Source organism: Stenotrophomonas sp. YJH_SMC_91, from assembly GCF_059368495.1.
Map to the genome: position 1 here is coordinate 318,897 of NZ_JCAFRT010000002.1, position 20,612 is coordinate 339,508.

Below are 20,612 nucleotides of genomic sequence, written 5' to 3' on the forward strand. Positions count from 1 at the left end.
CCGGCGCTACCGTTTCACAGATTGGCGGTGCAGTTGCGGGTAGGTGCCTCAGCCCGCGTCCACCGCCAGCGCGCCCAGCGCACTGGCCTTGATCCGCTCCTTGGCCTTTTCACAGGCGCCACCGCAATCCAGGCGCGAGGCCTCCAGTTGCGGCGGCAGATGTTCGGCCAGGAAGTCGATGAACACGCGCACCGCCGGCAGCAGGCCGCGGCGCGAGGCGAACACGGCATGGCACACGCCCTGCGGCAGCGACCAGTCCGGCAGCACCACTTCCAGCTCGCCGTTGCGCACGGCGTCGGCGCACACGGTTTCCGGCAGCATGGTGATGCCGAAACCGTCCTTCACCATGCTCTGCAGCAGCGGGAAGTCGAAGCCGGCCACGCGCGGCTGCAGGTCGACCCGGCGCACTTCGCCTTCCGGCCCGTGCAGCTCCCAGCGTTGGCGGGCTTCGTCTTCGCTGATGCTGAGGGTGACGTGCTGGGTCAATTCTTCCGGATCCTTCGGCCGGCCGGCGCGGTCCAGGTACTTCGGGCTGGCCACCAGCAATTCCTGCACCTGGCCGAAGCTGCGCATCACCAGGCTGCCGTCATCGTCCAGGCGCGAGCGCACGCGCAGGGCCACGTCGTAGCCTTCGTTGATGATATCCACGCGGCGGTTGCTGATGTTCAGCTGCAGGCGCACCTTCGGGTACTGCTCGAGGAACTTGGGCAGCAGCTTGGGCAGCTGCATCTGCGCCAGCGACACCGGCACGCTGGCGCGCACCACGCCGCGCGGTTCCGCGCTGAGGCGGTCGACAACTTCACGCGCGGCCTGTGCCTCGGCCAGCATGGTCTGGGCGTGGCGGTGCACGCTGGTGCCGACATCGGTGACCGCGAAACGGCGCGTGGAGCGCTGCAGCAGGCGCACGCCCAGGTCGGTTTCCAGCTGGCTGATGCGGCGGCTCAGTCGCGACTTGGGGATACCCAAGGCGCGCTCGGCGGCGGCGAATCCGCCGTGGTCGACCACCATCGCGAAGTAGTACAGATCATTCAGGTCATGCATGCCCGAGTTCCATATCTAGAACAATACGTGGCATTCAATCACCTTTATTCCGCCTTTGCAACAACCTATCGTTCTCTCCGTCGGCGGGGCCACCCCGCCCCTTCCCTCCAGAACATAGGTGACTGCCATGAAGCTTCTGCATCTCGACGCCAGCGTGCTTGGCGACAATTCCGTCTCGCGCCAGCTGTCGGCCGCCGTGGTCGCCCGCTTCACGGGCCAGATCGATGGCCTGCAGGTCGATTATCGCGATCTTGACGCCAATCCGGTACCGCATCTGCGCAGCAGCTCGCTGGCCAAGACCGATGCCGCCGAGGCGACCGATGCTGAACAGGTGATGCAGCAGTTCCTGGAGGCTGACATCGTGGTGATCGGCGCGCCGATGTACAACTTCAGCATTCCTTCCACGCTGAAGGCCTGGATCGACCGCGTGGCCGTGGCCGGCCGCACCTTCAAGTACACCGAGAACGGCCCGGTGGGCCTGGCCGGTGGCAAGCGGGTGATCATCGCCAGCAGCCGCGGCGGCATCTACACCGACTCGCCGGCCGACTTCCAGGAGCCGTTCCTGCGCCAGGTGTTCGCCTTCATGGGCGTCAACGAGGTCGAGTTCGTGCGCGCCGAGGGCATCGCCTACTCGCCGCAGCACCGCGAAGACGCGATTGCCGGTGCACTGGCAGCCCTGCCGTCGCACGAAGTGGTCGAAGCCGTCGCTGCATAAGCGTTCCAGCGTTCGGCGCCGCTCTCTCCTCGTCGAGGCGCTGAACGCGGGCCGTGGATCCCCTCCCCCATCCCGGCCCACCCTGGCGGCCCCGCTTTGCGGGGCCGTTTTTTTTGCATCAGTAGATCCACGCCATGCGTGGATCGGTGCCATGCGCGGCGCTCACCAGCACGTTAGGCTGGGGCCATGAACTACATCGTGACCACTGCGCACCGCAGCGAATTTCCGCACCCGATCACCCTGCGCCGCGGCCAGGCGCTGGTAGTGGGCGAACGCCATGAAGGCCCGGAGGGCTGGGATGACTGGTTCCTGTGCGAGGCCGAGGGGCAGCACCCCGGTTTCGTGCCGGCGCCGGTGATCGGTCGCGACGCGCAGGGTGGCGCGTTTGCCACGGAGGACTACTGCGCGCGGGAACTGGATGTGGATCCCGGGCAGCTGCTGCGTGGGCAGCGCACGCTCAATGGCTGGGCGTGGTGCGTGCCGGAGGCCGGCGACCCGGGATGGGTGCCGTTGGAGAAGTTGCGCGCTGTGGAGTGATCACGGCGGTTCATCCACGCACGGCGTGGATCTGCTGGGGCATCGGTGAAATCATGCCGAGCGCCTGCAACATCCTCCAGTAGATCCACGCCATGCGTGGATTCGGTGCCATGCAAGCATGGCACCCACCGGAGCCGCAGCACCGCCCGATCAGGGAATCAGGCGATGGTTTCCAGTCCGCCCATGTACGGCCGCAGGGCTTCCGGCACGGTGATGCTGCCGTCGGCGTTCTGGTAGTTCTCCATCACCGCGATCATCGCGCGGCCGACGGCCACGCCCGAGCCGTTCAGGGTATGCGCCAGTTCCGGCTTGCCGGTGGCCGGGTTGCGCCAGCGCGCCTGCATGCGGCGGGCCTGGAAATCACCACAGTTCGAGCACGAGGAGATCTCGCGGTAGGTCTCCTGCGACGGCAGCCAGACTTCCAGGTCGTAGGTCTTCACCGCAGAGAAGCCCATGTCGCCGGTGCACAGCAGCACCTTGCGGTACGGCAGGCCCAGCTTTTCCAGCACCACTTCGGCGCAGCGGGTCATGCGCTGGTGTTCGGCATCGCTGTCTTCCGGGCGGCTGATCGAGACCAGCTCGACCTTCTCGAACTGGTGCTGGCGGATCATGCCGCGCACGTCGCGACCACCGCTGCCGGCCTCGGCACGGAAGCACATCGAGTGGGCGGTCATGCGCAACGGCAGGCGTTCGGCGTCGACGATCTCGTCGCGCACGATGTTGGTCAGCGGCACTTCCGAGGTCGGGATCAGGTAGCGCGTGGAATCGCCCACGGCCGTCTTGAACAGGTCGTCCTCGAACTTCGGCAGCTGGCTGGTGCCGCGCAGCGAATCGGCGTTGACCAGCAGCGGCACGTTGGTTTCCTCATAGCCGTGCTCGCCAGTGTGCAGGTCGACCATGAACTGGGCCAGCGCACGGTGCAGGCGCGCGATCGGGCCGCGCAGCACGGTGAAGCGCGAGCCGGACAGCTTGGCCGCGGTCTCGCCGTCCAGCCAGCCGTTGCGGGCGCCCAGTTCGACGTGGTCGAGCACCTTGAAGTCGAACTGGCGCGGGGTTCCCCAGCGCGACTGCTCGACGTTGTCGTTCTCGTCGGCACCGGCCGGCACGTCATCGGCCGGCAGGTTCGGGATGCCCATCGAGATCGCTTCGATCTTCTCGCGCAGCTCGTCCAGCGCCACTTCCGAGGCCTTCAGCTCGTCGGCGAAGGCTGCGACCTCGGCCATGATGGCCGAGACGTCCTCGCCCTTGGCCTTGGCCTGGCCGATGGCCTTGGAACGGCTGTTGCGCAGGCTCTGCAACTCCTGGGTCCGCACCTGGATGCGCTTGCGATCAGCCTCCAGGGACTCCAGGGCAGACACGTCGAGCTCGAAGCCGCGGCTGGTGCGCAGGCGTTCGGCGAGGTCGGCGGGCTGGTGGCGGAGCAGGGCTGGATCAAGCATGGCAGGTGTCGTGGTGGGTATCAGGGATGGGATTATCGCTTGTTATACGGATTTCTGCCGCCCGGTTCATTCCCGCCGTGGCAGAATCGAGCCATTCCGTACTGGTCCGGTCCATGTCTGCACCCCGCTCGTCGTCCGCCAAGTCGTTCACTGTGCATATCCCGCGCAACGCCCTGAAGATCGCCGGCATCGCCTTCGGCGTGGGCGTACTGCTGTTCGTGCTGGTCTGGCTGACCGGCCGCGACAAGGAGTTCTTCCGCGCCGATCCGGCTGCCCAGACCCCGCAGGAAACCGCCCAGATCGAGCCCCTGCCGGAACCACTGGCCGCTGCCGCCGGTTCCAGCGACATGCCCGATGCCAAGCCGGCACCGGTGGAGGAAGAAGCGCCGAAGCTGGTGGAAACGGCCCCGCCGCCGCCCGCGCCCGTGGCTGAAGCGGCCCCGGCTGCACCGGGCCCTGCGCCGGCGGCCACCGGCAACAGCCAGCCGATGCCGATTGCCGGACAGTCGCCGCCACCGTCCTATCCCGCCGCCGCCCTGCGCGCCGGTGAAACCGGTACGGTGGTGGTACGCGTGGACGTGGACGCCACCGGCTATCCGAACAACGCCACGGTGATCCAGCGCAGCGGTTCACGCGAGCTCGACCGTGCCGCCACCGACGCTGTGCGCCGCTGGCGCTTCACTCCGGCGCAGAGCAACGGCCAGGCCGTACCCGGCAGCATTGAAGTGCCGTTCGACTTCAAGACGCAGTAACTGAACACTTCCCGGCAGGCAAACTGAACCCTGCCGGTGGCGTTGACGCAACGCTGACACTTCCCGTCCGTGGCTCGGGCAACACTGCCCACGTCGTCCATTGACGGAAGGAGTTTGCGATGACCGCCACCACCCATGAAGACCTTCATTCGCCGCAGCTGCCGCAGGATTCAAGCGCGCAGCACAAGCCCACGTCGCTCTGGATGTGGATCGCGCTGATCGTGGCGATGTTTGCCGGCGCCCTGCTCTGGCTGCGTCATTCGAACCAGGAAGACGTGGCACCGGCGCCGATCGGTGAGCGCATGCTGCCGGCCCCTGAGCAGCCCGCGGTGACGGATGCAGCGGCCCCTGCCGCGCGCCAGGCAACCCCGGCTACTGCTTCGCGGAAGGCCGCGCCGGTAGTGCGCAATCGTGAAGCCCGCCCGCTGGCCAGCAACCGCATGCCCACCTACCCCGCCGCCGCGCTGCGTAGCGGCGTGCAGGGCAGCGTGATCGCCAGCCTGAATGTCGATACCCGCGGCAATGTCGCCAGCGCTGCGATCGTCTCGCGCAGCGGCGAGCGCAGTCGCGATCTGGATCGTGCGGTGCTCAATACCGTGCAGAACTGGAAGTTCCAGCCGGCGGTGCATGACGGCCGCGCAGTAGCAAGCGTAGTGCGGGTCCCGGTGGATTTCCGTACCGAGCAGCGTTGATCGCGGACGAGGGGTTCGTGATGTTTAGACGGAGGCTTCGGCCTCCGTCCTTTTATGCGGGAAAGCGTGCCAACCAAGGTTGGCACCTACCGGGAGATGTGAGCGAGCCAACCAAGGTTGGCACCTGCCGGGCAATGCGATCCGCCGGGCATGACCCGGCGGATGCGGTGACGATCAGGCCAGGTTGAATCCGGCGCTGCGGGCCAGGCCGTCGAAGTCCGGGAAGGACGTGGCGACGTTGGCGATATCGTTGATGCGCACTTCGCCGTCACTGATCTGGCCGGCAATGGCGAACGCCATGGCGATGCGGTGGTCGCCGTGGCTTTCGATGGTGCCGCTGCCCAGGCGCACGCCACCATGCAGGGTGGCACCGTCGTCGGTTTCGTCCACCTGCATGCCCAGCGCGCGCAGGCCGGTGGCCATCGCTGCGAGACGATCGGATTCCTTCACCCGCAGCTCGGCGGCGCCGGTCACCACGGTCTGACCTTCTGCAGCAGCTGCCGCCACGAACAGCGCCGGGAACTCGTCGATCATGTCCGGCACCAGTTCTTCCGGAATGCGTGCACCCTTCAGCGGGGCATAGCGCGCCACCAGGTCCGCCACCGGTTCACCGCCCTGCTCGGCCGGATTCTCTTCGGTGATGTCGGCACCCATCAGGCGCAGCGCGTGCAACAGACCGGTGCGGCGCGGGTTCAGGCCGACCTGTTTCAGGCGCAGCTCGGAGCCCGGAATGATGCTGGCAGCCACCAGATAGAACGCCGCAGACGAGAAGTCGGCCGGCACCACGATATCCGTGGCACGAAGGCGTTGGCCGCCGCGCAGGCGCGCCTTGCCCGGCGAGAATTCGATGTCCACGCCGAACGCGGACAGCATGCGTTCGGTGTAGTCGCGGGTCGGGTGCGGCTCGACAACGCTGGTTTCGCCCTGTGCGTACAGGCCTGCCAGCAACACCGCCGACTTGATCTGCGCGCTGGCCACCGGCGAGGCGAAGTCGATGCCATGCAGCGTCTGGCCGCCATGCACGTGCAGCGGCGGCGTGCCGTCATCCTGGGTGTCGATCTTCGCGCCCATCTGCGACAGCGGGCCGGTGACGCGGCGCATCGGTCGGCCCGACAGCGACTCGTCGCCGATCAGCGTGCAGTCGAACGCCTGGCCCGCCAGCAGGCCGGCCAGCAGGCGCATGCCGGTACCGGCGTTGCCGCAGTCCAGCGGCGCATCCGGCGCCTTCAGGCCGTCGATGCCGACGCCGTGCACGATGCGCTGCGACGGGCTGGGGGTTTCGATGCGCACGCCCAGCTGGCTGAAGATGCGCGCGGTAGCGCGGGTATCTTCGCCTTCCAGGAAACCTTCGATATGCGAGGTGCCATCGGCCAGCGCGGCGAACATCACCGAGCGGTGCGAGACCGACTTGTCGCCGGGAATGGTCAGGCTGCCCTGCAGCGGCTGGCCCTTGCGGGCGATCCAGTGTTGCGCGTTGCTCATCGTTCGATCATTCCGTAAACACCGGCAGCGCCGGCGATGCATCAGGGGAGCGGCGGCCATGGCCGCCGCAGCAGCACTCAGGGCACGGCCACCGGATAGGAGCCCAGCACCTTGATCTGCGCCGAGTGCGCTTCCAGTTCGGCCAGTGCGGCCTGCATCGGCGCGTCGTCGATGTGGCCGGCCAGGTCGATGAAGAAGCCGTACTCCCACTTGCCGTGGTGCGACGGCCGCGACTCGATGCGGTTCATGCTGATGCCGTGGCGGGCGAACGGGCTGAGCACGTCGAACAGCGCACCGGGCTTGTCATGGATGAACACCAGCACCGAGGTGCGGTCGTGGCCGGAGGTCGGGAAGATGTTGCGGCCCACCACCAGGAAGCGGGTGGTGTTGTCGGCATCGTTCTGGATCGGCTTGGTGACCACCTTCTTCAGGCCGTACACGTGGCCGGCGCTCTCGCCACCGATGGCCGCTGCGTCATCGGCGTTGCGCGCACGGCGCGCACCTTCGGCATTGCTCGACACCGGAATCTTCTCGGCCTTCGGCAGGTTGGCGCGCAGCCACGCCGAGGTCTGCATGAACGACTGCGGGTGTGCGTAGATGCGCTCGATGTCCTCGATGCGGCCGCTGCGCGACATCAGGTACTGCTGCACGCGCAGTTCCACTTCGCCACAGATCTTCAGGTTGGAGGTCAGGAACATGTCCAGGGTGATCTGGATGGTGCCCTGCCCCGAATTCTCCACCGGCACCACGCCGAAATCGGCGTTGCCCGCTTCCACTTCCTGGAACACTTCCTCGATGCTGGCCATCGGCAGGCCCAGCGCGGAGCGGCCGAAGTGCTTGAGCACCGCCTGCTGGCTGAAGGTGCCTTCCGGGCCGAGGTAGCCGATCTTCAGCGGCTCCTGCTGGGCCAGGCAGGCCGACATGATCTCGCGGTAGACGTGCACCAGCAGCTCATCGCTGAGCGGGCCTTCATTGCGATCGACCACCATGCGCAGCACCTGCGCTTCGCGCTCGGGGCGGTAGTAGTCGACGGCAGCGGCCAGCTTGCCCTTGGCCTTGCCGACCTGGTGGGCGAAACGTGCGCGCTCGGCGATCAGGCTCTGGATGTCGCGGTCGATCTGGTCGATCTTCGAACGCACATCGGCCAGCGCCAGCGGCGCCAGGGTGGGCGCCGGGTTCGACGCAGCCTTGGACGTGCTCTTGCCCTTGGCCTTGGTGGAGGCGCTGTCCTTGGCCGGTTCGGCCTTCTTCGGCGCCTTCTTGCTGGATTTGCTGCTTGCCATCGGAATTCCCTGTTGCGGGGCACGCACCCGACGGTGCGCGCCGTTCATTGCTCAGCCGTGACGCTGCTGGAAATCGGCCATGAAGGCGACCAGCGCCTCGGCCCCGGCCAGCGGCATGGCGTTGTACAGCGAAGCCCGGATGCCGCCGACCACCTTGTGGCCCTTCAGCGCCAGCAGGCCAGCGGCCTTGGCTTCAGCGACGAAGCGGGCGTCAAGCTCGGCATCGGGCAGGAAGAACGGAATGTTCATGCGCGAACGGGCCGCATGTGCGACCTCATTGCGGTAGAAGCCGCCGGAGCCGTCGATGGCGCCGTACACCAGCGCGGCCTTGGCGGCGTTGCGCTTGGCGAACTCGGTCACGCCCCCTTCGGCCAGCATCCACTTGAACACCAGGCCGGCCAGGTACCAGTTCCAGGTCGGCGGCGTGTTGAGCATCGAATCGCGCGCGACGTGCGAGCGGTAATCGAAGATGTCCGCGCGCGGCTGGCCACCACGCTCAAGCAGGTCGCGGCGGATGATCATCACCGCAATGCCGACGGGCCCGAGGTTCTTCTGCGCGCCGGCGTAGATCACACCGTAGCGGCGCACGTCCAGCGGCTCGCTGGCCATGGACGAGCTGAAGTCGGCGATCAGCGGGACGTTGCCGGTATCGGGCACATCACGGAATTCGACGCCGTGGATGGTCTCGTTGGCGGTGATGTGCACGTAGGCGGCATCGCGCGACAGCTGCCAGTCGGCACGCGCCGGCAGTTCGCGGTAGCCGTGGGCCTCGCTGCTGGCGGCGATGTTGACGTCGACGTAGACACCGGCCTGCTTGACTGCCGTCTTGCCCCAGTGGCCACTGACCACGTAATCGGCACGCTGGCCCGGGGCGGCGAAGTTGAGCGGGATCAGCGCCTGCTGGGTGGTGGCGCCACCGGACAGGAACAGCACCGCATAGTCGTCGGGGATGTCGAGCAGGCGACGCAGGTCGGCCTCGGCTTCGGCAGCCACGGACATGAATTCCGCGCCCCGATGGCTCATTTCCACGATCGAAGCGCCGGACCCGTGCCAGTCCAGCATTTCCGCCTGCGCCTGGCGCAGGACCGATTCCGGCAAGGTCGCAGGGCCGGCACTGAAGTTGAACGCGCGCGTCATGTCACACCTGTGGGGCAAGACCCCTAGTATGCCGCAGTGCACCAGCCTTGCGGCCTTGTGGCGCAAGGGAAATTTGGTTTCATTGGAATCCATTGGCGACGCGACCGGGTAGTGCCGGCCGCTGGCCGGCAACCTCATGGATTCGGGGCGGCGGTTGCCGGCCAGCGGCCGGCACTACCGTCACCGCGCGACCGTCAGCGCGCGCCGAACCAGAGCAGCAGGCTGAGCACTGCCGCCAGCAACAAGGCGCTGGCCAGCAGCCACGGCCAGCGCCGGACTCTGCGCGGCGTCACAGGCAGCACCGGCGCCTGTTCCGCGTCCTCGCCGGACTCGTCCTCGGCCGGCAACGGCCGCCGACGTGGATCATGCGGCACTTCCAGCACGAAACGATGCTGGCCATCGAACACCACCTGGTCGCCGGCCTGCAGCCAGCAGTGGCGCACGGCTACGCCGTTGACCCGGGTGCCGTCGGCACTGCCGAGGTCGCGCAGCAGCACACGATCACCGTGCACTTCCACGCGGGCGTGCTGTTCGGCGAAGGCCGGATCGTCGATGGCGATGTCGGCGTCGCTGCCGCGGCCGATCAACCGTGCCCGCGACAGCGTATAGCTGCGGCCATGATGCAGGCCGCCGACACCGCGCAGCAGGCGCTGCTGCTCATCGGTGCCATCGTCGTTCTTCGGCGCGGGTGCCTGCAGCAGGCTCTCGACCTCGCCCTGCAGCACCATCTCCACGCCGTCCACATAGACCGCATCGCCTGCACGCAGCAGCGCCATGCGGCGCACCGGCCGACCATTCACGTGGATGCCACGGATACCGTTGCCGACCTGCAGCCACAGGCCGCGATCGTCCATGCAGAACTGCGCCAGCAGCAGGGCGCCGTGGCCGGCGTCGCCGAGCCGCACGCTGCCGTTGGCCTGGCGCACGATGCGTTGCACCCCGGGCCGCAGCGGCTGGTCGGGCTGTTGTTGTTGACTGAAGTGAACAAGCAGGTTCTGCACGCGGCGCAGCCTAGCAGGTTGGCCGCCAACGAAGAAGAACCTGCGATGAGTGCTTGGCGCGACGGCCCTCGATGCGCACAATGCTCGCCCTCATTGATCATCCCCGCCCTGCGCCAGGAGCCTGCATGTCCACCATCGATGTCCGCCACGCCCACGCCCTGCCCGACGCACAGGCACGCGCCGCGATCGAACAGGTCGCCGCCAAGCTGTCCGAGCGCTTCGGCCTGAAGTCGTCCTGGGCCGCCGACGTGCTGAACTTCTCTGGCAGCGGCGTGGACGGTGCGATCGAACTGCAGCCGGGCGCCGTGCGCGTGACCGCCAAGCTGGGCTTCCTGCTGTCGGCGATGAAGGGCATGGTCGAGGGCGAGATCCAGCGCGTCCTGAAGGAAAAGCTGGGCTGAACCCCGGCGGCGGCCGTCACGGCCGTGCAACGCCAGTGCGCGCTACTCTCGGGGCAGGCCCAACTCCCACGGGAAGTGCGATGAACCAGTACGAAAACGATGACCGCCGCAACGACGACGCCTCGTTCGGTGACCAGGCCGAGCGCTTCTCGCGCAAGCTGAGTGACTCGGCGCAGCAGGTCTGGCTGGCCGGCCTGGGCGCCCTGGGCCGTGCACAGGCCGAAGGCAGCCGCTTCTTCGACGGCCTGGTGAAGGAAGGCGAAGCCTGGGAGGCCCGCCGCCGTGAACGCCACGGCGAACAGGGCCCGGGCTGGCGCGACAACGTGGAATCCTCACTGGATGAGGCCCGCGAGAAGGCCTCTGGCACCTGGAACAAGGTCGAAAAGGCCTTCGATGACCAGGTGCAGGGCGTGCTCAAGCGCCTGCATGTCCCAACTGCGGACGAGGTGACCGCGCTGGAAGCCCGTATCGACGCCCTGCACGCGCGGCTGGCCAAGCTGGAAAACCGTGCGGCCTCGGGCACCGATGCTCCCGCCCCGGGCAGCCATCAGTCGCCAGGCAGCGTGCCCTGACCGGCCATTGTTGCAATGCAATAAAATTTGATTGACAATCGCGAGCAACCCGCCAATCGCTTCGGCTGCCGTTTGTTCCCTCCCCTCACGGCTTCAGGATTGGCGGGTTTTTCGTGCTCGCCGTATGCCGATCTGAGCGTTCCATCACGCTTCCTGTCAGGAACGTCCTGACCCAGCCGGATAGTGCGACCTTTACACTGTCGTCTTCCGCATTCGCCCCTTCCGCGCACCTCCTGCATGCTCCCTTGGATCCTGGCCCTGCTGTCGGCCCTGCTTACCTGTTCCCTGGCTGTTGTCTATCTGTGGTGGATCAAGCGGCGGCAGAAGGAGATGCAACTCGGCCTGCAAGCGCTGGCCGGCATGCACTGGCGCGAGTTCTCGGTACTGGTCAAGCGCATGCTGCGCGAACAGCGCGGCCTGCGTGAACTGAATGATCCGGCGGAGGAATCCCGCGAGCCGAGCAGCGACTTCCTGCTCAGCGACGGCCCCAACCAGTGGCTGGTGTCCTGCAAGCATGGCCTTGCCTACCGTATCGGCACCGCCGCAGTGAACGAGCTGGGGGCTGCTGCGCGCCTGGCCGGCGCCAAGGGCGGCGTGCTGCTGACCGAAGGCCGGATGGAACGCGACGGGCGCAGCGCTGCCGAGAAGCAGGCGGTCGAGGTGCTGGACGGTCCACGCCTGTGGCCGCTGCTGCAGCCCTACCTGCCGGCGGAAATCGAAACCCGTGTGCGTGCCAGCGCCCGCCATGAAGCCCTGCGCCGGATCGCCATTGCCGCGCTCGGCGCGGTCACGCTGGGCCTGCTGGTGGGATTGAGCCTGCAAGGCTTGCATGTGCAGGACACCGCGCCTGTTGCCGAGGTGGCGGCCCCCCCCGCGCCGGTTGCGCCTGCGGTTGGAGCGGCGCCCGAACCGGCACCGGCCCCCGCCACCACGCCGCCGGCCGCTGCGCCTGCACCGGCCGCGCCCTCAGCCGACGCGCGCAGCAACCCCAACCCGGATGCCGCCACGCTGGAGCGCTTCCAGGCCGATCTGTCCCGCGCCTTGGCCGGCAAGCCCGGTATCGCCAGCGGGGTCTGGCTGACCCGGCAGACGCTGGCGATCAACCGCACGGGCGAGCTGGAAAAGGTCTGGCCGCAGGTCTGCGAGGAAGTGCTGCACTACCCCGCCCTGCGCAACGTGCGCATCCAGCTCAACGCCCGCCCCGGCGTGGATGAGCCGGTGCGCTGGCGGCAGTGCGCCACGTACTGATGGGGCCGCATCCACGCGTGGCGTGGATTTACTGAACCCCGATGCGCGACCCCTTGGTAGATCCACGCCACGCGTGGATGCCTTTGCAGAGTTGAGCCACACGCGAACAGCAGCCGAGCATCGGCTCGGCTCCACATGGCGCCAGCTCAGCCCAATGCCGCGAGATGGGCGATGTAACTGGAGCGCGATTCACCCGCCGCTCTGGCCTGCGCATCCAGCCTCGCCAGGATCCGGCGTGGCAGGCTGATATTGACCCGCTCGATGGTATCGTCCAGCAGAGCCGGATCAATGCAGATGTACGCAAGAATCCAACGGATGTCCTTGGATGCCTCGGCGGCGATCTTCTGTGGCGCGGAAGGTGTCGGAATCGAGCGCCCCTCATCCAGGGCCGCATCAATCCAGGCGAGTGCAGCTTGCTCGGCAGCGCTGAGCGCATCATCAAGCGTGTCGGCCGCCGAGAAGCACCCCGGCAGATCTGGAACGACCACACCCCACGCGGTGCGCTCATCGCCTGCCTCGATCAAGACTGGATATCGCATGGGCCCTTCTACGTCAGTCCTGCGAGCTTCCGCAACGCCTGTACCAGCCCTTCCCCAGATCCTTCCTTGGCTGAGGAACGGTGATGATGTGAGGGTGCTGCGGGTGCACGAATACATGATGGGATCCGCGGATCCGACGACAGATCCAACATGCCGCTTCCAGATCCCGGATGAGGTCCCTGCTCTTCATGCAGGGACGATACACATCGCACACACGCCCCGACAGAGTCCAAGGCGACAGTCGTTCCGGCCCAGTAGATCCACGCCATGCGTGGATGGAATCCCTATCGCGCGCCCGGCGCGAAGCGCGCCACCAGGTCCCAGGCGTCGCCGAGGAACACCTGGCGCACGCGGGTGATCGGCTGTTCGCCACGCCAGGTCAAGCGCTCGATCACCAGGCAGGCGGTACCGGGCTTCACCTCCAGCAGCTTGGCGGTGGCGGTATCTGCCCCCCAGGCGCTGATGCGGTGCTGGGCACGGGTCCACGACACGTTCTGCAGCAGCCAGCTGCCCGGTGCGGTAGTGCTGAAGTCGACCTCCAACACCTCCGGCACCCCCACCGGGCTGATCAGGCGGTGCTCCAGCGCCAGCGGGCGACCATCGGCCAGGTGCAGGCAGCGCATCGCCAGCAGGTTTTCCTGTCCGGCCAGCTCGACTTCACCGGCATTGCCGGCATCGGCAAGGCGCAGGTCGCGCTGCAGCAGGCGATAGGCGTACTGGTGGCCGCGCGAGCCAACCTCCATCGCGATATCGGGAATCTCCAGCGCCACCTGCTCCAGGTGCGGGGGCTGCCGCGCGACGAACGAACCGGCACGGCGGCGACGCTCGATCATGCCGCTCTCGGCCAACGCGGTCAGCACCTTGTTCACCGTCATCCGCGAGCAGCCGTACTGCTCCATCAGCTCGTGTTCGTACGGAATACGAAAGCCCGGCGCCCATTCTCCGCTGAGGATGCGGCTTTCCAGATCGCTGCGGATACGCTGGTTGAGCGTGGCGGACTTGCTGGCCTTCACGTAATGGGGTCTCGGTAACGGGAGGCGATCAGCCCAGCACGCCACGCAGGGCGGCGGTAAAGGCGGTGGTGATCGCCTCGCGCTGCAGGTGGCGGCCCTCGGCCACGCATTGGCGGCCATGGCGCCAGACCGATCGCAGCGCGCCATTACGTGCGGCGAACACCCAGCTGTCAAGCCATGCGTCATCCTGTCGCGCCTGCAGCGCCGGGTGCCCGGCATCCAGTTCGACCAGGTCGGCACTGGCGCCCACCTGCAGGCCAGCGGCCACGCCCAGCGCCTGTGCACCACCGTGCAGTGCGCCTTCGAACAGGAAGCGGCCGGTGCTGCGGGTGGCATCCGGGGCCAGTACGTTGCGACCGCGCAGGGTCAGGCGCTGGCCGTATTCGAGCAGGCGCAGTTCTTCGGCCGCATCGATCAGCACATTGGAATCGGAGCCGACACCGAAGCGCCCGCCCTCGCGCGCGAACGCCTGCATCGGGAACAGGCCGTCGCCCAGATTGGCTTCGGTGATCGGGCACAGGCCGGCCACTGCCTGGCTGGCCACAATGGCGGCGCGCTCATCGTCGGTGATGTGGGTGGCGTGCACCAGGCACCAGCGCGCATCCACCGGTGCATGGTCGTAGAGCCACTGCACCGGACGCTGGCCGCTCCAGGCCAGGCAGGCCTCGACTTCACGCACCTGCTCGGCGATATGGATGTGCACCGGGCCGTCGGTCAGCGGCAGCAACGCACTCAATTCCTCGCCGGTTACCGCACGCAGGCTGTGCGGCGCGATGCCGAGCACCGCATCCGGCAGCGCGGCCAGTGCCGGCTTGGCGGCGTCCAGCAGCTGCGCGAAACCATCCACATCGTGGATCAGGCGACGCTGCGCCGGATTCGGCGGCGCGCCACCGAAATCGGCATGCGCATAGAACACCGGCAGCAGGGTCAGGCCGATACCGGTCTGATCGGCGGCGGCAGCAATCCGCGCACTCATCTCAGCGCGGTTGGCATAGGCGCGACCATCGGCGTCGTGGTGCAGGTAATGGAATTCGCCGACGCGGGTGAAGCCGCTTTCCAGCATTTCCATGTAGGCCTGCGCGGCGATGGCCTGCACCGCGTCCGGGCGCAGATGGGCCAGGAAGCGGTACATCAGCTCACGCCAGCTCCAGAAGCTGTCACCGTCGCCGCCGCCGATCTCGGTCAGCCCAGCCATGCCGCGCTGGAAGGCGTGGCTGTGCAGGTTGGGCAGGCCCGGCACCAGGATGTCGACGCGGGTGTCGCCGTGCTGGGCGCCCTGCCCCATGTGGATCGCCGTGATGCGGCCGTCCTGCACCTGCAGGCGGACATCGCGGGCCCAGCCGTCGGCCAGAAGGGCGTGGGCGGCATGGAAACAGAGCGGGGAACGCGAATCGGACATGGCTGGACAACCCGAAATGGACGCCTATATTGTATAGACATATAAGCACAGCCGCGTTGTGGATGCCATGCACGTCGATACCCTCTGGTCCAACGTCCACCTGATGACCCTCGATGGCGAGGGGCTGGGTGTCATCCGCGATGGCGTACTGGCCTGCGCTGGCGGCCGCATCGTCCATGTTGGCCCGGCCGGCAGCGACGCCCACCTGCAGCCGACCACCCGCATCGATGGCGAAGGCCGCTGGATCTCGCCCGGCCTGATCGACTGCCACACCCACCTGGTCTACGCCGGCAACCGCGCCAACGAATTCGAGCAGCGCCTGCAGGGCGTCAGCTATGCCGAGATCGCCCGTGCCGGCGGCGGCATCGTCTCCACCGTGCGCGCCACCCGTGCTGCCACCCCGGAACAGCTGGCCAGCGAAAGCCGGCCGCGCCTGCTGGCGATGCGTGCCGAAGGCGTGACCACGATCGAGATCAAGTCCGGCTACGGCCTGACCCTGCCCGACGAACGCAAGCAGCTGCAGGTAGCGCGTGCGCTGGGCGAGGAGTGCCGGGTCAACGTGGTGACCACATTCCTCGGCGCACACGCGATTCCGCCAGGCCGCGAGGCGCAGGAATACACCGACGAGGTGTGCAACGTGATGATTCCGGCCATCGCCGCCGAAGGCCTGGCCGAAGCGGTGGACGTATTCTGCGAGAACATCGCCTTCTCGCCGGCGCAGGCGCGGCAGGTCTTCGAAGCGGCGCGCGCCAACGGGCTGGCGGTGAAGATTCATGCCGAGCAGCTGAGCAACCAGCATGGCGCCGAACTGGCCGCCAGCTTCGGTGCCCTCTCGGCCGACCATATCGAACATCTGGACGATGCCGGCATCGCCGCGATGGCCGCCGCCGGCACCGTCGCCGTGCTGTTGCCCGGTGCCTTCTATTTCACCCGCGATACCACCCTGCCGCCGATCGCTGCGCTGCGTGCGGCCGGCGTGCCGCTGGCGCTGGCCACCGACAGCAATCCGGGCACTTCGCCGCTGACCAGCCCGCTGCTGGCGATGAACATGGGCGCCACCCTGTTCCGCCTGACCGTCGATGAGTGCATCGCCGGCTTCACCCGTGAAGCGGCGCGCGCGCTCGGACGCAGCGATCGCATCGGCCGCCTCGCCGTGGGCCTGGACTGCGACCTGGCGATCTGGGACATCGATGGCCCCGCCGACCTGGTCTATCGCATTGGATTCAACCCGCTGCACGCGCGCGTGGTGCGCGGACAGCCCGACCTGCCTGCCTCCTGGAGCAACACATGAGCAACACCCTGGTTCTTCGCCCCGGCCGTGTCACTCTCGCCCAGTGGCGGCAGGTCTATCGCGGTGCGCCGCTTGCACTGGACCCGGCCGCGCTGCCGGTGGTGCGCGCCAGTGCGGCGGCGGTGGCCGCCATCGTCGCCAAGGGCGCGCCGGTGTATGGCATCAATACCGGCTTCGGCAAGCTGGCCAGCGTGCGCATCGAGCGCGAAGATCTAGCCACCCTGCAGCGGAACATCGTGCTCTCGCATGCCGCTGGCGTGGGCGAGCCGATGCCGGCCAGCGTGGTGCGCCTGATGATGGCGCTGAAGCTGGTCAGCCTGGCGCAGGGGGCTTCGGGCATTCGCGAGGAAACCCTGCTACTGCTGGAAGCGATGCTGGTCAAGGGCGTGCTGCCGGTGGTGCCCGCACAGGGTTCGGTGGGTGCCTCGGGCGATCTGGCGCCGCTCTCGCACCTGGCCAGCGTGATGCTGGGCGTTGGCGAAGCCTTCATCGGTGACGAGCGCCTACCGGCAGCCGACGCACTGGCACGTGCCGGCCTGCAGCCGATCGAACTGGGCGCGAAGGAAGGCCTGGCGCTGCTCAACGGCACCCAGTTCTCCACCGCCTATGCGCTGGCGGGCCTGTTCGAGATCGAGACCGTGTTCCAGGCCGCACTGGTCACCGGCGCGCTGTCGGTGGAAGCTGCCAAGGGTTCCGACACGCCCTTCGACCCGCGCATCCACGCGATCCGCGGCCAGCGCGGGCAGATCGCCACCGCCGCCACCCTGCGCGCGCTGATGCAGGGCTCGGACATCCGCGAGTCGCATCGCGACAACGACGTGCGCGTGCAGGACCCGTACTGCCTGCGCTGCCAGCCGCAGGTGATGGGCGCGGCGCTGGACATCCTGCGCCAGGCCGCGACCACGCTGGAAATTGAAGCCAACGGCGTGTCCGACAATCCGCTGGTGTTCACCGACACCGGCGAAGCGCTGTCCGGTGGCAACTTCCACGCCGAGCCGGTGGCCTTCGCCGCCGACATGCTGGCGATGGCGGTGTGCGAGATCGGTTCGATCAGCGAGCGCCGCCTGGCGATGCTGGTGGACCCGGCCCTGTCCGGCCTGCCGGCGTTCCTGACCCCGCGCCCGGGCCTGAATTCCGGCTTCATGATTCCGCAGGTGACCGCCGCCGCGCTGGTCTCGGAAAACAAGCAGCGCGCCTACCCGGCCAGCGTTGATTCGATTCCGACCTCGGCCAACCAGGAAGACCATGTGTCGATGGCCGCGCATGGCGCGCGCCGGCTGATGCAGATGGCCGAGAACGCCGCCAACGTGATCGGCATCGAGCTGCTGGCCGCCGCGCAGGGCTGTGATTTCCATGCGCCGCTGCGCTCCAGCGCCGCGCTGGAAACGGTGCGCGCCACCCTGCGTGCGCAGGTGCCGACGCTGGAAGAAGACCGCTATTTCCACCCCGACATGGTGACCGCCACGAATCTTGTGCGCAGTGGCGCGCTGGCGCAGGGCCTGGGCGATCTGTTGCCGACTGTGGAACCGCAGGCATGACGACCCTTCCTGAATGGTTGACGGTGCACGAGGGCGATGCCCCCCTCATCGTCAGCTTCCCGCATACCGGCAGCGAGCTGCCGCACGACCTGATCGGCGACTACCACTCGCCGTGGCTGGCCCGCCGCGATGCCGACTGGTGGGTGCACGAGCTGTACGACTTCGTGCGCGGCATGGGCGCGACCACGGTGCGCTCGGCGATCTCGCGTTCGGTGATCGACCTCAACCGCGATCCCAGCGGCGTGTCGCTGTACCCGGGCCAGAACACCACCGGCCTGTGTCCGCTGACCACCTTCGACAACCAGCCGCTGTACCACGCCGGGCGCGAACCGGACGAAGCAGAAATCGCCCGTCGTCGCGACACGTATTTCCTGCCTTACCACGATGCGCTGGCTTCGCAGATCACGCGCCTGCGTGCACGCCACGGCACCGTGGTGGTGTACGACGCGCACTCGATCCGCTCGCATATCCCGCACCTGTTCGAGGGCGAACTGCCGCAGTTCAACCTGGGGACTGCCGGTCCGTCCGGCGCACCGGACACCTCCTGCGACAACGCCCTGAGCGACGTGGTGGAAAACCTGCTGAAGATCAGCGGCATGAGCCAGGTGCGCAACGGCCGCTTCAAGGGCGGCTGGATCACCCGCCACTACAGCAACATCGCCGGCGGCGTGCACAGCCTGCAGATGGAACTGGCCTGCCGCGGCTACATGCACGAACCCCTGCCGGACCAGGTGGACGAACACAGCTGGCCCACCCCGCTCGACCCCGACCACGCCGCACCACTGCGCCACACCCTGGCGCAGGTGCTCAACGCCTGCCTTGAATTCGCTACGAACCGGAGCGCCGCATGACCCGCAACGACCCGTCCCGCACCATCGCCGCGCCGACCGGCACCACGCTCAATGCCAAGAGCTGGCTGACCGAAGCACCGCTGCGCATGCTGATGAACAACCTGCACCCGGACGTGGCCGAGCGCCCGCAGGAACTGGTGGTGTATGGCGGCATCGGCCGCGCCGCACGCGACTGGGAAAGCTTCGACGCCATCGTCGAAACGCTCAAGCGCCTGGACGATGACCAGACCCTGCTGGTGCAATCGGGCAAGCCGGTGGGCGTGTTCCGCACCCACGCCGATGCACCGCGCGTGCTGATCGCCAATTCCAACCTGGTGCCGCGCTGGGCCAACTGGGACCACTTCAACGAGCTGGATAAGAAGGGCCTGGCCATGTACGGCCAGATGACCGCCGGCAGCTGGATCTACATCGGTGCGCAGGGCATCGTGCAGGGCACCTACGAGACCTTCGTGGAAATGGGGCGCCAGCATTTCGGCGGCGACCTGACCGGGAAGTGGCTGTTCACCGGTGGCCTCGGCGGCATGGGTGGTGCACAGCCGCTGGCTGCCGTGATGGCCGGTGCCTCCTGCCTGGCCGTCGAGTGCCGCAAGAGCAGCATCGACATGCGCCTGCGCACCGGCTACCTCGACACCTGGACCGACAATCTGGACGAAGCGCTGCGCCTGATCGATGAATCGTGCAAGGCCGGTACGCCGAAGTCGGTGGGCCTGCTCGGCAACGTTGCCGATGTGCTGGCCGAACTGCTCAAGCGCGGCGTGAAGCCGGACCTGCTGACCGACCAGACCTCCGCGCACGACCCGGTGAACGGCTACCTGCCGCAGGGCTGGACGGTCGAACAGTGGGATGAGAAGCGCGCTTCCGCCCCCAAGGAAGTGGAGAAGGCCGCGCGTGCATCGATGGCCAACCACATCCGCGCCATGCTCGGCTTCCATGCGCTGGGCGTGCCCACCGTGGATTACGGCAACAACCTGCGGCAGATGGCGCTGGAAGAAGGCGTGGCCAATGCCTTCGATTTCCCGGGTTTCGTGCCGGCCTACATCCGCCCGTTGTTCTGCCGCGGCATCGGCCCGTTCCGCTGGGCCGCACTGAGCGGCGACCCGGAAGACATCGCCAAGACCGATGCCAAGGTGAAGGAACTGATTCCGGACAACCCGCACCTGCACCGCTGGCTGGACATGGCGGCCGAGAAGATCAAGTTCCAGGGCCTGCCGGCGCGCATCTGCTGGGTCGGCCTGGGTGATCGCGATCGACTCGGCCTGGCGTTCAACGAGATGGTCGCCAACGGCGAACTGAAGGCGCCGGTGGTGATCGGTCGCGACCACCTGGACAGTGGCAGCGTCGCCTCGCCGAACCGCGAAACCGAAGCGATGGCCGACGGCTCCGATGCGGTGTCCGACTGGCCGCTGCTGAACGCCCTGCTCAACACCGCCAGCGGCGCGACCTGGGTGTCGCTGCATCACGGTGGTGGCGTCGGCATGGGCTTCTCGCAGCACGCCGGCATGGTGATCGTCTGCGACGGCACCGAGGCAGCGGCCAAGCGGATTGGCCGCGTGCTGTGGAACGACCCGGCCACCGGCGTGATGCGCCATGCCGATGCGGGGTATGACATCGCGATCGACTGCGCGAAGGAAAAGGGGCTGGATCTGCCGGGCATCCTCGGCTGATCGCAGGGGTGCCGGCC

21 protein-coding genes are annotated in these 20,612 nt (G+C 67.6%); 11 read left to right on the forward strand and 10 right to left on the reverse strand.

Annotated features, from left to right (window positions below):
- Positions 1 to 48: 48 nt before the first annotated feature.
- Entirely contained in the window at positions 49 to 1,041 is a 993-nt protein-coding gene (locus AC5P5X_RS05085; RefSeq protein WP_005410175.1) for a LysR family transcriptional regulator, read from the reverse strand.
- Between the two features lie 127 nt (positions 1,042 to 1,168).
- On the opposite strand from AC5P5X_RS05085, the gene AC5P5X_RS05090 reads away from it, so the two are divergent.
- Complete coding sequence (locus AC5P5X_RS05090; RefSeq protein WP_024956390.1) at positions 1,169 to 1,756, forward strand: FMN-dependent NADH-azoreductase; 588 nt, start codon at positions 1,169 to 1,171, stop codon at positions 1,754 to 1,756.
- A 186-nt stretch (positions 1,757 to 1,942) separates the two neighbouring features.
- Positions 1,943 to 2,293: an SH3 domain-containing protein gene (locus tag AC5P5X_RS05095; RefSeq protein ID WP_099527313.1), complete on the forward strand. Its 351-nt coding sequence runs from the start codon at positions 1,943 to 1,945 to the stop codon at positions 2,291 to 2,293.
- A 158-nt stretch (positions 2,294 to 2,451) separates the two neighbouring features.
- Here AC5P5X_RS05095 and serS read toward each other — a convergent pair whose 3' ends face one another.
- Positions 2,452 to 3,732, reverse strand: coding sequence for a serine--tRNA ligase (gene serS / locus AC5P5X_RS05100; RefSeq protein ID WP_005410178.1), 1,281 nt, complete (start codon positions 3,730 to 3,732; stop codon positions 2,452 to 2,454).
- A 113-nt stretch (positions 3,733 to 3,845) separates the two neighbouring features.
- Here serS and AC5P5X_RS05105 point away from each other — a divergent pair, with 113 nt between their 5' ends.
- Together AC5P5X_RS05105 and AC5P5X_RS05110 are read left to right on the forward strand one after the other, a co-directional pair.
- A complete protein-coding gene (locus AC5P5X_RS05105; RefSeq protein ID WP_005410179.1) occupies positions 3,846 to 4,484 on the forward strand; it encodes an energy transducer TonB in 639 nt (212 codons plus the stop codon).
- A 119-nt stretch (positions 4,485 to 4,603) separates the two neighbouring features.
- Complete coding sequence (locus AC5P5X_RS05110) at positions 4,604 to 5,176, forward strand: energy transducer TonB (RefSeq protein WP_043034627.1); 573 nt, start codon at positions 4,604 to 4,606, stop codon at positions 5,174 to 5,176.
- 174 nt (positions 5,177 to 5,350) lie between these two features.
- Here the strand turns inward: AC5P5X_RS05110 and aroA are convergent, their stop codons facing one another.
- The 4 genes from aroA to AC5P5X_RS05130 form a co-directional block, all read right to left on the reverse strand.
- A complete protein-coding gene (gene aroA, locus AC5P5X_RS05115; RefSeq protein WP_043034626.1) occupies positions 5,351 to 6,658 on the reverse strand; it encodes a 3-phosphoshikimate 1-carboxyvinyltransferase in 1,308 nt (435 codons plus the stop codon).
- Positions 6,659 to 6,735: 77 nt separating this feature from the next.
- The gene (gene pheA, locus AC5P5X_RS05120) at positions 6,736 to 7,941 is read right to left on the reverse strand and encodes a prephenate dehydratase (protein WP_005410182.1); all 1,206 of its coding nucleotides are present in this window, start codon (positions 7,939 to 7,941) and stop codon (positions 6,736 to 6,738) included.
- Between the two features lie 51 nt (positions 7,942 to 7,992).
- A complete protein-coding gene (gene serC, locus AC5P5X_RS05125) occupies positions 7,993 to 9,078 on the reverse strand; it encodes a 3-phosphoserine/phosphohydroxythreonine transaminase (protein ID WP_043034625.1) in 1,086 nt (361 codons plus the stop codon).
- Between the two features lie 194 nt (positions 9,079 to 9,272).
- Entirely contained in the window at positions 9,273 to 10,079 is an 807-nt protein-coding gene (locus tag AC5P5X_RS05130; protein ID WP_005410184.1) for an FHA domain-containing protein, read from the reverse strand.
- Between the two features lie 125 nt (positions 10,080 to 10,204).
- Here AC5P5X_RS05130 and AC5P5X_RS05135 point away from each other — a divergent pair, with 125 nt between their 5' ends.
- The 3 genes from AC5P5X_RS05135 (at position 10,205) to AC5P5X_RS05145 (ending at position 12,300) form a co-directional block, all read left to right on the forward strand.
- Positions 10,205 to 10,480 (forward strand): polyhydroxyalkanoic acid system family protein, encoded by a 276-nt coding sequence (locus AC5P5X_RS05135; protein ID WP_005410185.1) that lies wholly within the window; start codon positions 10,205 to 10,207, stop codon positions 10,478 to 10,480.
- An 80-nt stretch (positions 10,481 to 10,560) separates the two neighbouring features.
- Complete coding sequence (locus AC5P5X_RS05140; RefSeq protein WP_012480721.1) at positions 10,561 to 11,052, forward strand: phasin family protein; 492 nt, start codon at positions 10,561 to 10,563, stop codon at positions 11,050 to 11,052.
- Positions 11,053 to 11,289: 237 nt separating this feature from the next.
- A complete protein-coding gene (locus tag AC5P5X_RS05145) occupies positions 11,290 to 12,300 on the forward strand; it encodes a restriction endonuclease (RefSeq protein WP_227860256.1) in 1,011 nt (336 codons plus the stop codon).
- A 146-nt stretch (positions 12,301 to 12,446) separates the two neighbouring features.
- On the opposite strand, the gene AC5P5X_RS05150 is transcribed toward AC5P5X_RS05145, so the two are convergent.
- The 4 genes from AC5P5X_RS05150 to AC5P5X_RS05165 all read right to left on the reverse strand — a co-directional run bounded on the left by AC5P5X_RS05150 (position 12,447) and on the right by AC5P5X_RS05165 (position 15,251).
- Entirely contained in the window at positions 12,447 to 12,839 is a 393-nt protein-coding gene (locus tag AC5P5X_RS05150; RefSeq protein WP_495215915.1) for a type II toxin-antitoxin system HicB family antitoxin, read from the reverse strand.
- A gap of 13 nt (positions 12,840 to 12,852) precedes the next feature.
- Entirely contained in the window at positions 12,853 to 13,029 is a 177-nt protein-coding gene (locus AC5P5X_RS05155; protein ID WP_227860257.1) for a type II toxin-antitoxin system HicA family toxin, read from the reverse strand.
- Positions 13,030 to 13,123: 94 nt separating this feature from the next.
- A complete protein-coding gene (gene hutC / locus AC5P5X_RS05160) occupies positions 13,124 to 13,852 on the reverse strand; it encodes a histidine utilization transcriptional repressor HutC (protein ID WP_043034622.1) in 729 nt (242 codons plus the stop codon).
- A 28-nt stretch (positions 13,853 to 13,880) separates the two neighbouring features.
- The gene (locus AC5P5X_RS05165; RefSeq protein ID WP_099523297.1) at positions 13,881 to 15,251 is read right to left on the reverse strand and encodes a formimidoylglutamate deiminase; all 1,371 of its coding nucleotides are present in this window, start codon (positions 15,249 to 15,251) and stop codon (positions 13,881 to 13,883) included.
- Between the two features lie 67 nt (positions 15,252 to 15,318).
- On the opposite strand from AC5P5X_RS05165, the gene hutI reads away from it, so the two are divergent.
- The 4 genes from hutI to hutU are packed head-to-tail and all read left to right on the forward strand — an operon-like array spanning position 15,319 to position 20,595.
- On the forward strand, positions 15,319 to 16,542 hold the full coding sequence (gene hutI / locus AC5P5X_RS05170) for an imidazolonepropionase (RefSeq protein WP_044571424.1): 1,224 nt from the start codon (positions 15,319 to 15,321) through the stop codon (positions 16,540 to 16,542).
- Entirely contained in the window at positions 16,539 to 18,080 is a 1,542-nt protein-coding gene (hutH, locus tag AC5P5X_RS05175; RefSeq protein ID WP_012480726.1) for a histidine ammonia-lyase, read from the forward strand. The genes hutI and hutH overlap by 4 nt, the downstream gene beginning before the upstream one ends.
- Complete coding sequence (gene hutG, locus AC5P5X_RS05180; RefSeq protein WP_012480727.1) at positions 18,077 to 18,931, forward strand: N-formylglutamate deformylase; 855 nt, start codon at positions 18,077 to 18,079, stop codon at positions 18,929 to 18,931. The genes hutH and hutG overlap by 4 nt, the downstream gene beginning before the upstream one ends.
- Positions 18,928 to 20,595 (forward strand): urocanate hydratase, encoded by a 1,668-nt coding sequence (hutU, locus tag AC5P5X_RS05185; RefSeq protein WP_043034618.1) that lies wholly within the window; start codon positions 18,928 to 18,930, stop codon positions 20,593 to 20,595. Before hutG ends, hutU begins: the two co-directional genes overlap by 4 nt.
- The last annotated feature ends 17 nt before the right edge of the window (positions 20,596 to 20,612 follow it).